Below are 13,877 nucleotides of genomic sequence, written 5' to 3'. Positions count from 1 at the left end.
GACTGGGGCCTGTCAGCGCTGAAACGGACGCTGCGCCGGCCGGCAACGGGCTGGCGATGCAGGCAACATGGACGGGGCCTTAAACACCCAGATAGCGCATAAGTGTTTCGGGACGCTCGGCCAGGGCGGCGCTGTCCTGCGCCTCGACCAGGCAGCCTTTTTCCAGCACCACGCAGCGGTCCGTGTGGGCCAGCACCTTGCGGTAGTTCCGGTCCACGATCAGGGTCGACATGCCGGTTCCGCGCACGGCCGCGATGATGCGCCAGATCTCGGCAATGATCAGCGGCGCCAGCCCCTCGGTGGCTTCGTCCAGGATCAGCACATCGGGATTGGTCATGAGGGCGCGGCCGATGGCCAGCATCTGCTGCTCGCCCCCCGATAACTGCTGCCCGCCATGATCCAGGCGCTCGGACAGGCGGGGAAAGGTATCCAGCACCCGTTCGTAGGTCCAGTCGTTCCGGCCGTCGTAACCGCGGCGGGCGGCCACCTGCAGGTTCTCGCGCACATTCAGGTTGGGGAATATTCCCCGGCCTTCCGGCACATAGGCCACGCCCAGGCGCGACACCTGGTGGGGCGCCGAACGCGTGCAGTCCCTGCCGCGTACGGTAATGGTGCCGCCGGTCGCCGGAACGTGTCCCATGATGGTCCGTATCAGGGTGCTTTTTCCCATGCCGTTGCGCCCGAGCAGGCCGATCGATTCACCGGCTCCGATACGCAGGCTGACGCCCTGCAGGACATGGCTTTCGCCATAATGCGCATGCACCGCATCGGCCATGATCAGGGGGCTCATTCGCCGTCTCCCAGGTAGGCCGCCTGCACATCGGGATTGTCGCGTATGGCCTGCGGCGCCCCATGGGCGATGACTTTTCCATTGACCATGACGGTGATCTCGTCGGCCACCCTGAAGACCGCATCCATGTCGTGCTCGACCAGCAGGACGGCATGCCCGGCTTTCAGCGATGCCAGCAGGTCCAGCATTCTTTCGGTTTCCTCCGGGCCCATGCCGGCCAGCGGCTCGTCCAGCAGCAGCACGCTGGGCGCGGTGGCCAGGCTCATGGCGATCTCGAGCTGGCGCTTGCGGCCATGCGACAGCAATCCGGCCACCTGGCGCGCGTCATGCTCCAGGCCCGCCAGCGAAATGGCCTGATCGGCCGCTTCATTGCTGAGCCGGCAGCCGCTGGCCGGGGAGGCCCAGTTCCAGAAGGCCTGATGCCTGGCTTGCGCGGCAAGGCGGCAGTTCTCATGCACCGTGAGCGACGGGAAAATGGTGGTGCGCTGATAGCTGCGTCCCAGGCCCGCGCGGGCGCGGCGCGGCTGCGGCCAGGACGTGACTTCCTGGCGATGCAGGAAGATGCTGCCTTCGTTGGGCGCCAGCTCGCCGGCCAGCACGCTGACCAGGGTGGATTTTCCGGCGCCATTCGTGCCGATGACGGCATGCACGGTGCCGCGCGCCAGGGACAGCGAGACCTGGTCGAGGGCGGTCAGTCCGCGAAAGCGGCGGCTTATGTTTCTGGCCGACAGGAGCACGTCTGTCATGATTTCGTCCTGGGAGAAGGGGCGGAGGCCCGTCGCGGACGGCCGCGCCATTGCGCCTGCATGCCGATCAGGCCGTTGGGCATGAGGGCCACCAGCGCGATGATGGACAGGCCGAAGGTCAGATGCCAGTGGGCCGACCAGTCGCCGAACAGGGCCTGGGATTGGAAGGCTTCTTGCAGCAGCGTCAGGCCGACCGCGCCCAGGATGGCGCCCCATAGGCGGCCGCTGCCGCCCAGGATCACCATGAGCAGCACCAGGCCCGATTGTTCCCAGGCAAGCAGTTCGGGGTTGACGAAGCCGTCTTTGGCGGCGTACAGCAGGCCGCTGACGCCGGCCAGCGCGCCGGCCAGGGCATAGGCCACCAGCTTGTAATTGAAGGTGGAGTATCCGGCGCTGCGCATGCGCTGTTCATTCACGCGGATGCCGGTCAGCGCCGCGCCGAAGCGCGAGCGCATCAGCATGGCCAGGAAGGCCCAGACCAGAACCAGGCAGGCCAGGGTGAAGAGGAAGAAGCTGTACGGGCTGTCGACATTCAGCAGCACGCTATCGCCCAGCCGCAGTTCGGGCCTGAAGTACAGGTAGATCCCGTCGCTGCCGCCGCCCACGTCGGTATCGTGGAAGACGTAATAGGCCATTTGCGAGAAGGCCAGCGTCACCATGATGAAGTAGACGCCGCGGGTGCGAAGCGCCAGGGCGCCCGTCAACAGCGCATACGCCAGCGCGCAGATCATGGCGGCCGGCAACAGCCACAGCAGGTTGCCCGGCCCCGATTCGGGGGAAAGCAGCGTGGTGGCGTAGGCCGCGATGCCGAAGAATGCGGCATGGCCCAGGCTGACCAGGCCCGCGCCGCCCACCAGCAATTGCAGGCTGAGCGCAAAGATGGAGTAAATCATGATCTTGATCGCCAGGCTGATGTAATAATCATTGGCGACCAGCGGAAACAGGGCGAACAGGCACAGCAGCCCGGCCATGCAAAAAGAGCGCAAGGTAGCTTGCATGAATCAGCCTTGTTTGAACAGCCCTTCGGGCCTGAAAAGAAGAATGCCCGCCATCAGAACGTACACCAGCACGCCGGCGATGCTGGGGAAGAAGACCTGCCCGAAGGTATCGACGAAGCCCACCAGCATGGCGGCCAGGAAGGCGCCCTTGATGGAGCCGATGCCGCCGATGACCACTACGACGAAGCAGATGATGAGCACGCTGTTGCCCATGCCCGGGTAGACCGACGAGACCGGCGCGGCGATGGCGCCGGCCAGTGCCGCCAGAGCGACCCCGATGGCGAACACGATGCGGTACAGGCGGTTGATGTCTATGCCCAGGGAACTGATCATCTCCCGGTTGCTGGCGCCCGCGCGTATCATCATGCCCAGCCGCGTGCGGCCCAGCACCCAGTACAGCAGGCCGGCGACCACCAGACAGACAATGGAGATGAACAGCCGGTAGACCGGATAGGTCATGACGTCGCCCAACGCGATCGAGCCCGCCAGCCAGGCCGGCGGCGAGACGCCGTGCACGTCGTTTCCAACGGCCAGGCTGCGCAATTCCTCGAACACCAGGATCAGCCCGTAGGTCATGAGCACTTGCTGCAGGTGATCGCGGCGGTACAGAAAGCTGAAGAAGGCCCATTCAAGAAAATAGCCGAGAAGGATGGCCAGCAGCAGGCAGAGCAGGACGGTGACCAGAAAGCCTCCGCCCGCATACTGGGCGACCACGGGCTGCAGCGCGAAGGCCATGTAGGCCCCGATCATATAGAAGCTGCCATGGGCAAGGTTGATGATGCCCATGATGCCGAATATCAGCGTCAGTCCGCTTGCCACCAGGAACAGCAGCAGGCCGTACTGCACCGCATTCAGGCATTGGATCAGGAATATGACCGGGTCCACGAAGCCTCTCCGTTTACAGGCGGCAGCCGCGGGCCGGATCGGCCAGCGCCTTGATGGCAACGCCCTGGCTGAGGTTCTGCTCGCCCTTGACCTGGCGCAGGTAGATGTCCTGGATGGGGTTGTTGGCCTTGGACAGGGTGAACTTGCCGCGCGGGCTGTCGATGGTGGCGCTGCTCATGGCGCTGCGCATCGCTTCCTTCTTGGAGACATCGCCCTTGACCGCCTCGAGGCCCGCGGCCAGCAGCTGGGCGGCGTCATAGCCTTGCACGGCATAGACGTCGGGCTGCATGTCGGGGTAGTTCTTGGAGTAGTTTTCGCGGAAGGCATTGTCGCGCGGCGTGTTCAGCCCATCGGCATAGTGCAGCGTGGTGAACAGGCCCTGGGCCGATTCGCCCTGCGCCTTCAGGGTGCCGTCCGTCATGAAGCCGCTGCTCAGCAGCGGCACGGTCTTGCCCAGGCCCGAGGCCGCATAGTCCTGTACGAACTTCACTGCGCCGCCGCCCGCGAAGAAGGTGAAGACCGCGTCGGGCTTGATCGAGGCGACTTCCGTCAGCAGGGGCTGGAATTCGACGTTGGGGAAGGGCAGGGTCAGTTCCTTCACGACCTTGCCGCCGTGCTTTTCAAACGATTCCTTGAAGCCGGCGATGGCTTCCTTGCCTGCCGCGTAGTTCCAGGTAATGGTGACGGCTGTCTTGTAGCCTTTCTCGGCGGCAACGGGGCCCATGGCATACGAGGGCTGCCAGTTGGAGAACGAGGTGCGGAAAATGTTCTTGCTGCACAGCGGCCCGGTGATGGCGTCGGCGCCGGCATTGGGAATGATCAGCGTGGTGTCGGAATCCTTGGCGGCCTTGGCCAGCGCCATGGCCACGCCCGAGTGCACGGTGCCGACCAATACGTCGACCTGGTCGCGCTTGATCAGGCGGTTGGCGTTGTCCGGCCCCTTGGACGGATTGGATTCGTCGTCGACCTGAAAGTATTCCAGCTCCTGGCCGGCCAGCTTGCCGCCTTGCTCCTTCACATAAAGCTTGAAGCCGTTTTCAATGGCCTGGCCCAGGGCGGCGTAGGTGCCGCTGTAGGGCAGCATGAAGCCCACTTTGACGCTGGCCAGGGCACTGCCGCTGGCCAGGGCGAGCGCGGTCGCCATGGCGGCGCCTGTGAATACATGTTTCATTTGTCTGCTCCTTCGGTTTTTATAAAAATGACTGCATTATGCGCAATGCGCGGTGTGGCGGTAAATCAGGGATGGCGCGAATTGAGTTTGCCCATGAAGGCGCTTACGGCGCCGATCACCGTGTCGGGCTGGTCGCGGTGTGGCGAATGGCCGCAGTCCGCAATGACGCACAATTCGGTTTGCGGGGCCAGGCGCCGTATGCCGTATATCTGGTCCAGGGTTCCGTATTCGTCGCCTTCGCCTTGTATCGCCAGCACGGGACAGGCGATCCTGTCCAGGAAGGACTCGATGTTCCAGGCGCGGAAGCCGGGATTCAGCCAGATGTCGTTCCAGCCCCAGAAGGCGGAGTCGGGATCCTGGTGGTAGCGCCCCAGCTTTTCCGGCAGGCTGGTGGTCAGGTAGGCGACGCGCGCCTGTTCGATATTTGAAATGGTGATGTCTTCCACGAAGATGTGGGGCGCCGCCACGGCAATGGCCTTGACCCGTTCCGGATACATGGCGGCATACAGCAGGGCGATGGAGCCGCCGTCGCTGTGGCCGAACAGAATGGGGCGCTCGCCGTCGATGCCCAGCGCCTGGAAGAGCGCCGGCAGGGCGTCCCGCGCCTGAATGTGCATGAAGTCGACGGGCCACTTTTCATCATGGGGGCGCGGAGTGCTGTTGCCGTATCCATAGCGCGAAAAGACCAGGCCGCGGCAGCCGGCGGCCGCACAGAGCCGGGCGGGCCAGTCTTTCCACATCGATGCCGATCCCAGCCCCTCGTGCAGGAACACCAGCAGGTCGCCTTCGGTCTTGTCCGGCGCGATCCACTGGCATTCGATCGTCATGTCGCGGCCCATGGCGTGTACCGGGACAAGCTGGATGGCGGGGTCGGCGATGGCTTGATTCATGGGTCGGGTCTATTTGTTCAGTTGACGCAGGCGGAAGCGCTGGATCTTTCCGGTGGCGGTCTTGGGCAGGTCGTCGATGAAATGAATACTGCGAGGATACTTGAAAGGCGCCAGGTGCTGTTTTACGTAAGCCTGCAATTCGTGTTCGATGGCGGAATCGCCCGCCCCGCCGTTGCGCAGCACGACATAGGCGGTGGTTTTCATCAGGCCATCGCCGTCGGCCACGCCGATGACCGCGGCCTCCAGCACGGCGTCGTGCTGGGCCAGCGTGTTTTCGACTTCGATGGGCGACACATACTGGCCGCTGACCTTGATCATGTCGTCGCTGCGCCCGGCGTAGGTGTAGTAGCCATCGGCGTCGCGGGTGTACTTGTCGCCGCTTTTCAGCCAGTGGCCCTGGAAGGTCTCCTGCGATTTCGACCGGTTGTGCCAGTACATCAGGGCGGCGCTGGGGCCCCTGATGTACAGGTCGCCGATGGTGTCCACGGGAACGCTCTGGCCATGCTCGTCGCGCAGGTCGACCTCGTAGCCGGGCACCGGCTGGCCGGTGGTGCCGTAGCGTATGCGCCCGGGCTGGTTGGACAGGAAAATATGCAGCATCTCGGTGGAGCCGATGCCGTCCAGGATGTCGCAGCCGAAATGCTGGAGGAAGCGGTTGCCCAGGTCCTTGGGCAGCGCTTCGCCGGCCGAAGCGCAGATGCGCAGGGCCACGCTGTCGCGGGCGGGCAGCCCGGGCGAAGCCAGCATGCTGGCGTACAAGGTGGGGACGCCGCAGAATACGGTGGGGCGATGCTGCGTCAGGCGCTTGAACACCGCATCGGGCGTGGGGCGTTCGGCCATCAGGACCGTGGTGGCGCCCACCGACAGCGGGAAAGTCAGCCCATTTCCCAGGCCGTAGGCAAAGAACAGCTTGGCAGCGGAAAACACCGTGTCGCCTTCCTTGACGCCCAGCACGGGCTTCCCATAGAGCTCGGCCGTGTACCACAGGTTGGCATGCGTATGAATCACGCCCTTGGGCTGTCCGGTCGAACCCGAGGAATAAAGCCAGAAGGCGACTTCATCGGCCGCCGTGCGACAGGCGGGCCGCTCTTCGGCTTGCGCCATCAATTGCTGGAACTCATGCGCGCCCGCGGGCAGCTCGTCGACCGCTTCCGACACCACGACGTGCTTGACGTCATGCTCGCCGGACATGGCCTGCTGCAAGACGGGCAGCAGCGCTCCCGATACGAACACCGCCTGGCTGCGGCTGTGGCGCAGCATATAGGCATAGTCGTCGGACGTCAGCAGGGTGTTGACGGCCACGGGCACCACCCCGGCGTGCAGGGCGCCCAGGAAAGCCACGGGCCAATCGACGGTATCGTGCATCAGCAGCAGAACGCGCTCTTCGCGCCGGATGCCCAGGTTCTGCAACAGGCCGGCAAAGCGGGCGATTCCGGCAGCCAGTTCGCCATAGCTCAGGCTGCGCCGGTCGTCGATGTAGGCAGGCTTGTCCGCCCTGGCGGCATTGATTTGCACAAGGTGAGCGGCGAAGTTCAGCTCGGTCGGACAGGCTTGCATGTGGGTCTCCGGAAGTTTTTTTATGGTGTGCCCGCATGGCGGGTGGCGCGGCGGGCGCGCTGTTCAGTGTTGGCCGCCCGCTTGCCGGGTGAATTCGATTTGTCCTTCGGGCAACAGGTACAGGATCAGCGCCCGGCCCTGGCTGACGGTAGGGCGGTGGACCGTGCCGGGACCGTAGACCAGCCAGCCGGCCGGCGCGCCGTCAAACAGGGCCTGGCCTTCCAGCGGCATGATCAGGTCGATCTCGCCCAGGGGGTGGCGGTGCTCGGGGCCGGCGACGTCGTTCATTTCAACGACGTCGACCGAATAGCCGTGCAGTTCGGGGCCCGGCTTGATGACGCGGCCATAGCGTATGCCGCCTTGTTCATACTTGCACATCCAGCCCTCTTCCATGCCCTGCTTGCAGGCCTGGAGTATGCGCTGGCATACCTCGCCTTCATAGGGAAACAGACGCCGCAGGTCGGCCTGCAGCGCCGCGTCGAGCGGGCGTGCGCCGATCTCGCGGGTAAGCGATTGGATCAATTGCTGGAATGCTTCTGTGCCGCTCATGGCCGGGTCCTTGTAATGCGCGTCGATCTATCTTGATGCATGTCAACTTTTGCCGCTACAGGGTGGAAATTAGGGCTTTTGTTCTGGCAAGTCAAGCACTATAATGCATGTTCATTGATAGCTAAGGGTTTTTCTGGGTGAAAAAGAAATTGCTGGATCGGAAAGCGGCCGTGGCCCTGCTCGACTCCTCCAACGGCGCAGACCCTTATCTGGCCTCCCTGGGCGAACGCGTCCGGCGCATGCGTGCCATACGCGGCATGACCCGCAAAGAGCTGGCGCGGGCAGCGGGCGTCTCCGAACGCCACCTGGCCAACCTGGAACTGGGCGTGGGCAATGTATCCGTCCTGGTGCTGCGGCAGATCGCCCATGCCTTCAACTGCGCCATGGCGGAGCTGGTGGGCGACGTCACCACGGCCAGCCCCGAATGGCTGCTCATCCGCGAATTACTGGAAAAACGGTCCGAACAGGAATTGCAGCAGGCGCGCGAAGCGCTGATGCGGCTCTTCGACGACCCGGTTTCGTCGGGACGCCGCAACCGCATGCGTCAGATCGCCCTGGTCGGCCTGCGCGGCGCCGGCAAGTCCACGCTGGGCCGTCTGCTGGCTGCCGATATCGGCTATCCCTTCGTCGAGCTCAGCGCGGAAATCGAGCGCGTCGCCGGTTGCGGCATCCTGGAAATTCACAGCCTGTACGGGCCTACCGCTTATCGCCGCTACGAGCGCCGCGCCCTTGAGGAAACCTTGCAGCTTTACCCGGAAATGGTGCTGGCCACGCCGGGCGGGCTGGTTTCGGAACCGGCCACCATGAATCTGATGCTGTCCCATTGCTATACGGTCTGGGTCAAGGCCAGCCCCGAAGAGCACATGCAGCGCGTCATGGCGCAAGGCGACTTCCGCCCCATGGCCGGCAACAATGAAGCCATGGCCGACCTGAAGCGCATCCTGGCCAGCCGCGAGGGCTTTTACGCCAAGGCCGACTGGATCTGCTCCACCAGCAACGTCACTCTGGAGCAATGCTTCGACGGACTGCGCACACATGTCCGCGAGGCGGCCAGCCTGGCGGCCTAGCCGTCGCCCTCACACGCAAAAGGCGGTCACCCCGGGGTGTTCCGATGTATCGGCAGGCGCGCCATGAAATGCATTTTCATGCATGTTTTATTGACACTGAATTTTATCTGCAATATTATGCATGCAAGGCCTCAGGGCAGGCAGTATTCTTCAGTTTCAAATCAGGGACCCTCTCATGACCGAAGCCAGCACGCACGTCGATTTCCGTACCGACCCTTCCCAGTACCGGCATTGGACGCTGTCCTTCGATGGCGCCGTTGCGACGCTGGCCATGGACGTGGCGGAAGACGGCGGCATACGTCCGGGCTACAAGCTCAAGCTGAACTCCTACGATCTGGGCGTGGACATCGAATTGCACGACGCCCTGCAGCGCATACGCTTCGAGCATCCCGAAGTCCGCACGGTGGTGGTCACCAGCCTGAAGGACCGTATTTTCTGTTCGGGCGCCAACATCTTCATGCTGGGCCTGTCCTCGCATGCATGGAAGGTGAACTTCTGCAAATTCACCAACGAAACCCGCAACGGCATCGAAGACTCCAGCCGGTTCAGCGGCCTGAAATTCGTGGCGGCGCTCAATGGCGCCTGCGCGGGCGGCGGGTACGAGCTGGCGCTGGCCTGCGATGAAATCCTGCTGATCGACGACCGCTCCTCGGCAGTGTCCTTGCCGGAGGTCCCCCTGCTGGGCGTGCTGCCGGGCACGGGCGGCCTGACGCGTGTGACCGACAAGCGCAAGGTGCGCCATGACCACGCCGACATTTTCTGCACCCTGGTCGAGGGCGTGCGCGGCCAGCGCGCCAAGGACTGGCGCCTGGTCGATCAGATCATCAAGCCCGCGCAGTTCCAGGAAGAGGTCGGGCGACGGGCCGCCGAACTCGCCTCGCAAAGCGACCGCCCGGCCGATGCCAAAGGCATCAGCCTGACACCCTTGCAGCGGGTCGATTCCAGCAGCGGCATCGACTACAAATACGTTCAGGTAAAGATAGACCGCGAGAAGCGGCTGGCCACCTGGACGGTGCGCGGGCCCGAGGCGGCCGCGCCCAAGGACATCGACGGCATCGTGGCGCAGGGCGACGCGTGGTGGCCCCTGCAACTGGCCCGCGAGCTGGATGACGCCATCCTGCATCTGCGCACCAACGAACTGGATATCGGCAGCTGGGTATTCAAGACCAGCGGAGATCCGGCCCTGGTCCTGGACAGCGATCAGACCCTGCAGCGTCATGCGGGCCATTGGCTGGTCCGCGAAACCCTGGGCATGCTGCGCCGCACGCTGGCCAGGCTGGATGTCAGCTCGCGCTCGATGTTCGCCCTGATCGAGGAAGGCTCCTGCTTTGCGGGTACCTTGCTTGAACTGGCGCTGGCTTGCGATCGCAGCTATATGCTGGACGATCCGGATGCCGCCCGGCCGGCGCAGATCGCGGTCAGCGAGATGAATCTGGGCCATTACCCCATGGTCAACGGCCAAAGCCGGCTGAACCGTCGTTTCTATGAAGAATCCGAGCCTCTTGATGCGATCCGTGGCGCCATGGGCGACATGATCTCCGCGCGACAAGCCGAATCGCTGGGCCTGGTCACCTTCTCGCCCGACAGCATCGATTGGGACGACGAGATCCGGATTGCACTCGAAGAGCGCAGGGCGCTTTCGCCGGATGCGCTGACGGGCCTGGAGGCCAACCTGCGTTTCGGCGGCGCTGAAACCATGGAGACCCGCATATTCGGGCGCCTGACGGCGTGGCAGAACTGGATCTTCAACCGTCCCAACGCCGCCGGCGAAAAGGGCGCGCTCAAGCTGTACGGCAAGGGCGAGCAGGCCAGCTTCGACTGGAACCGCGTCTAGGGCCTCTTGGCGCGACGCATAAGGAACGGAACATCCCCTAGGAGAGCAGACATGTCAGGCATCAATTATTCGGAAAAAATACCCAACAACGTGAATCTGTCGGGCGACCGCGCCTTGCAGCGCGCGCTGGAGCACTGGCAACCCAACTACCTGCAATGGTGGCAGGAAATGGGCCCCGAGGCCGCCCAGAATTTCGACGTCTACCTGCGCACGGCCGTCAGCGTGCAGCCGGACGGCTGGGCCCACTTCGACCACGTGAAAATGCCGGACTACCGCTGGGGCATCTTCCTGGCGCCCCAGGACGGCAGCCGCAAGATCCACTTCGGCGAGAACATCGGCCGCGACGTATGGCAGGACGCGCCAGGCGAGCATCGCGCCAACCTGCGCCGCATCATCGTCACGCAGGGCGATACCGAGCCTGCCTCGGTCGAGCAGCAGCGCCACCTGGGCCTGACCGCGCCTTCGCAATACGACTTGCGCAACCTGTTTCAGGTCAACGTCGAAGAGGGCCGCCATTTGTGGGCCATGGTGTACCTGCTGCACCGCTACTTCGGCCGCGACGGCCGCGAAGAGGCCGATGCCCTGCTGCAGCGCAATTCCGGCGACGAGGACAGCCCGCGCATCCTGGGCGCCTTCAACGAAAAAACGCCCGACTGGCTGGCCTTCTACATGTTCACCTATTTCACCGATCGCGACGGCAAGTTCCAGTTGTGCGCCCTGGCCGAGTCCAGCTTCGATCCTCTGGCCCGCACCACCAAGTTCATGCTTACCGAAGAGGCCCATCATATGTTCGTGGGCGAATCGGGCGTGTCGCGTGTTCTGCAGCGCACCGCCGAGGTCATGAACCAGCTCAAGACCGAGGATCCGGCCGCCTTGCGCGCCGCCGGCGTCATCGATCTGCCCACCATCCAGCGCTACCTGAACTTCCACTACAGCGTGACGATAGACCTGTTCGGCGCCGACCAGTCCTCCAATGCGGCCATTTTCTACAGTTCCGGCCTGAAGGGCCGGTATGAAGAGGGCAAGCGCACGGACGACCACGTCCTGAAGAACGACACCTACCGCGTGCTCGAGGTGGTCAACGGGCAACTGCGCGAAATCGAAGTGCCCATGCTCAACGCCCTGAACGAAGTGCTGCGCGACGATTTCATCAAGGACTCCATGGCCGGCGTGGGCCGCTGGAACAAGGTGCTGGAGAAGAACGGCATCGCCTTCCGCCTGCAAGTGCCGCACAAGGCCTTCAATCGCCGCATCGGCACCCTGGCCGGCATCCGCGTCTCTCCCGAGGGAACCGTGCTGAGCGAAGAACAATGGAAGGCGCACGAGCACGAATGGCTGCCCACGCCGGAAGACCGCGCATTCGTCGCATCGCTGATGGGGCGCGTGGTGGAGCCGGGCAAGTTCGCCAATTGGATCGCTCCTCCGGTCATCGGCGTCAACCGCCAGCCCATCAACTTCGAGTACATCCGCTTCAACTGACATGAATGCGCCCATACCGTCCAGGGTGCTGAATCAGCACCTCATCGATCCCGAGATCTGCATACGGTGCAACACCTGCGAAGAGACCTGTCCCATCGACGCGATCACGCACGATGCAAACAACTACGTGGTCGACCCCGGCATCTGCAATCATTGCATGGCCTGCGTGCCGCCTTGTCCCACGGGCGCGATCGACAACTGGCTGAAGGTCTTGTCCGACCAGGCTTACTCGATGCAGGACCAGTTCGGCTGGGATGTGCTGCCTGCGGCGCAGGACATCCCCGACGGCATGGCGGGTGGCGAAACTCCGGCGGACCCACAAGCTGAAGAGGCCGTCCAGGCGGACGCGCTGGACGAGATCTCGCCATTGGAAGGCATGCCTTCGACGGCGGCCGGGTCCAGCATACCTCCCTGGTCGGCGGCGCATCCCTACGTCAACCTGTACACCCACAAGAATCCCGTGACGGCGACGGTGGTCGGCAACTATCGCGTAACCGGCGACGATACCGAAAGCGACATCCGGCACATCGTCCTGGACTTCGGCACGACATCGTTTCCCGTGCTGGAAGGCCAGTCCATCGCCATCTTTCCGCCCGGCACGGATGGGGCGGGGCGCCCGCACCATGCGCGCCAGTACTCCATTGCCAGCCCGCGCGACGGCGAACGGCCGCGCTACAACAACCTGTCGCTGACCGTGAAGCGGGTCACCACCGACTACGACGGCAAGGACGCTGCGGGCGTGTGCTCCAACTACCTGTGCGACCTGAAGAAGAACGACACGGTCAAGATCATCGGCCCGTTCGGCAACACCTTCCTGATGCCCAATCAGGCCGATGCCAACATCATCATGATCTGCACCGGCACGGGCTCGGCGCCCATGCGGGCCATGACCGAGCGCTGCCGGCGCCTGCTCAAGGAAGACGCATTCAAGGGCAGGCTCATGCTGTTCTTCGGCGCGCGAACCGAGCGCGAACTGCCGTATTTCGGCCCGCTCATGAATCTGCCCAAGGACTTCATCGATATCAACCTGGCCTTGTCGCGCGAACAGGGCCGGCCCAAGCGCTACGTCCAGGACCTGATCCGTGAACGGGCCGCCGATGTGCTGCCGCTGCTCGAAAGCGAGAGCACCTGTATCTATGTATGCGGCCTGAAAGGGATGGAAGACGGAGTGCTGCAAGCGCTCGAGGCCGTGGTGTCGGATGCGGGCAGGCCGTGGGCGGAACTCCACGCCCAATTGAAATCGCAAGGACGGCTGCATTTCGAGACCTATTGAGGACAATACTTGAGAAAACCCCATATCGCCTTTAGGGTTAAACTTCTTGGCTTACCAGTCAGAGAAATTGTCGGGTTTTGCCATGAAATTTAGCGAGTTCAAGGTTGGAATGGTGATCAAGCATGGGCCTATCGTCGTCGACGAGCAGCAAATGCTGGATTTCGCAAGGTCGTACGATCCGCAGTGGTTCCACGTCGACGAAGAACATGCGAAGAAGGGGCGTTGGGGAGGGTTGATCGCCAGTGGCTGGCTCACTTGCAGCCTGGCCATGCGCATGGCGGTTGACTCCGCTTTGTACGACTCCGAGTCTTTCGGTTCGCCTGGGCTGGAGCGTTTGCGCTGGCTGCTTCCGGTGCGCCCCGGCGATGCGGTAAGGCTTGAAGCCACGGTGGACTCCGTTCGCACTTCGTCCACGCGCGACGACCTGGGCATCATGCGCTGGTCGTGGCGGGTGTTCAATCAGCGTGACGAGCAGGTGCTCGAGGTCGAGGCAACCAGCCTGTTCGATCTGGGTGCGCCGACGGCCAGCTAGTGCCCTGTTCGCTTAAACGGACACTGCATTATTCGTTTAAGCGTCATGGATACAACAAGGGCTGCCCGCGGGCAGCCCTTGTTGCTTGCGGCGTTGCGCCCGGCGC

The 13,877-nt window shown here is 63.6% G+C and carries 13 protein-coding genes; 5 read left to right on the top strand and 8 right to left on the bottom strand.

Features of this window, described 5'->3' with window-relative positions; translation table 11 throughout:
• Window positions 1–79: 79 nt before the first annotated feature.
• The 8 genes from OEG81_RS13675 to OEG81_RS13640 form a co-directional block, all read right to left on the bottom strand.
• A complete protein-coding gene (locus OEG81_RS13675; protein WP_264129828.1) occupies window positions 80–790 on the bottom strand; it encodes an ABC transporter ATP-binding protein in 711 nt (236 codons plus the stop codon).
• On the bottom strand, window positions 787–1,536 hold the full coding sequence (locus OEG81_RS13670; protein ID WP_264129826.1) for an ABC transporter ATP-binding protein: 750 nt from the start codon (window positions 1,534–1,536) through the stop codon (window positions 787–789). The genes OEG81_RS13675 and OEG81_RS13670 overlap by 4 nt, the downstream gene beginning before the upstream one ends.
• On the bottom strand, window positions 1,533–2,534 hold the full coding sequence (locus tag OEG81_RS13665; protein ID WP_264129825.1) for a branched-chain amino acid ABC transporter permease: 1,002 nt from the start codon (window positions 2,532–2,534) through the stop codon (window positions 1,533–1,535). The genes OEG81_RS13670 and OEG81_RS13665 overlap by 4 nt, the downstream gene beginning before the upstream one ends.
• Window positions 2,535–2,537: 3 nt before the next feature.
• The gene (locus OEG81_RS13660; protein WP_264129823.1) at window positions 2,538–3,419 is read right to left on the bottom strand and encodes a branched-chain amino acid ABC transporter permease; all 882 of its coding nucleotides are present in this window, start codon (window positions 3,417–3,419) and stop codon (window positions 2,538–2,540) included.
• 13 nt (window positions 3,420–3,432) lie between these two features.
• Window positions 3,433–4,590, bottom strand: coding sequence for an ABC transporter substrate-binding protein (locus OEG81_RS13655; protein WP_264129821.1), 1,158 nt, complete (start codon window positions 4,588–4,590; stop codon window positions 3,433–3,435).
• Window positions 4,591–4,655: 65 nt separating this feature from the next.
• Window positions 4,656–5,480 carry an alpha/beta fold hydrolase gene (locus OEG81_RS13650; protein WP_412034069.1) on the bottom strand — a complete coding sequence of 275 codons (825 nt, stop codon included), beginning with the start codon at window positions 5,478–5,480 and terminating at the stop codon, window positions 4,656–4,658.
• 9 nt (window positions 5,481–5,489) lie between these two features.
• The gene (locus tag OEG81_RS13645; RefSeq protein WP_264129820.1) at window positions 5,490–7,037 is read right to left on the bottom strand and encodes a benzoate-CoA ligase family protein; all 1,548 of its coding nucleotides are present in this window, start codon (window positions 7,035–7,037) and stop codon (window positions 5,490–5,492) included.
• Window positions 7,038–7,100: 63 nt separating this feature from the next.
• Window positions 7,101–7,586, bottom strand: a complete 486-nt coding sequence (locus OEG81_RS13640; RefSeq protein WP_264129818.1) for a DUF4863 family protein — start codon at window positions 7,584–7,586, stop codon at window positions 7,101–7,103.
• A gap of 170 nt (window positions 7,587–7,756) precedes the next feature.
• On the opposite strand from OEG81_RS13640, the gene OEG81_RS13635 reads away from it, so the two are divergent.
• The 5 genes from OEG81_RS13635 (at window position 7,757) to OEG81_RS13615 (ending at window position 13,771) form a co-directional block, all read left to right on the top strand.
• A complete protein-coding gene (locus OEG81_RS13635; RefSeq protein ID WP_264132601.1) occupies window positions 7,757–8,653 on the top strand; it encodes a helix-turn-helix transcriptional regulator in 897 nt (298 codons plus the stop codon).
• A 175-nt stretch (window positions 8,654–8,828) separates the two neighbouring features.
• Entirely contained in the window at window positions 8,829–10,487 is a 1,659-nt protein-coding gene (boxC, locus tag OEG81_RS13630; protein WP_264129817.1) for a 2,3-epoxybenzoyl-CoA dihydrolase, read from the top strand.
• 51 nt (window positions 10,488–10,538) lie between these two features.
• Entirely contained in the window at window positions 10,539–11,966 is a 1,428-nt protein-coding gene (boxB, locus tag OEG81_RS13625; RefSeq protein ID WP_264129815.1) for a benzoyl-CoA 2,3-epoxidase subunit BoxB, read from the top strand.
• Window position 11,967: 1 nt separating this feature from the next.
• On the top strand, window positions 11,968–13,239 hold the full coding sequence (gene boxA / locus OEG81_RS13620) for a benzoyl-CoA 2,3-epoxidase subunit BoxA (RefSeq protein ID WP_264129813.1): 1,272 nt from the start codon (window positions 11,968–11,970) through the stop codon (window positions 13,237–13,239).
• Between the two features lie 82 nt (window positions 13,240–13,321).
• Window positions 13,322–13,771 carry a MaoC family dehydratase gene (locus OEG81_RS13615; protein WP_264129812.1) on the top strand — a complete coding sequence of 150 codons (450 nt, stop codon included), beginning with the start codon at window positions 13,322–13,324 and terminating at the stop codon, window positions 13,769–13,771.
• The last annotated feature ends 106 nt before the right edge of the window (window positions 13,772–13,877 follow it).

The sequence above is a fragment of the Pollutimonas sp. M17 genome, assembly GCF_025836975.1.
Classification (GTDB): domain Bacteria; phylum Pseudomonadota; class Gammaproteobacteria; order Burkholderiales; family Burkholderiaceae_B.
Note: the sequence above shows the minus strand (reverse complement) of the source record. Positions and strands in the feature narration are given on the sequence as shown.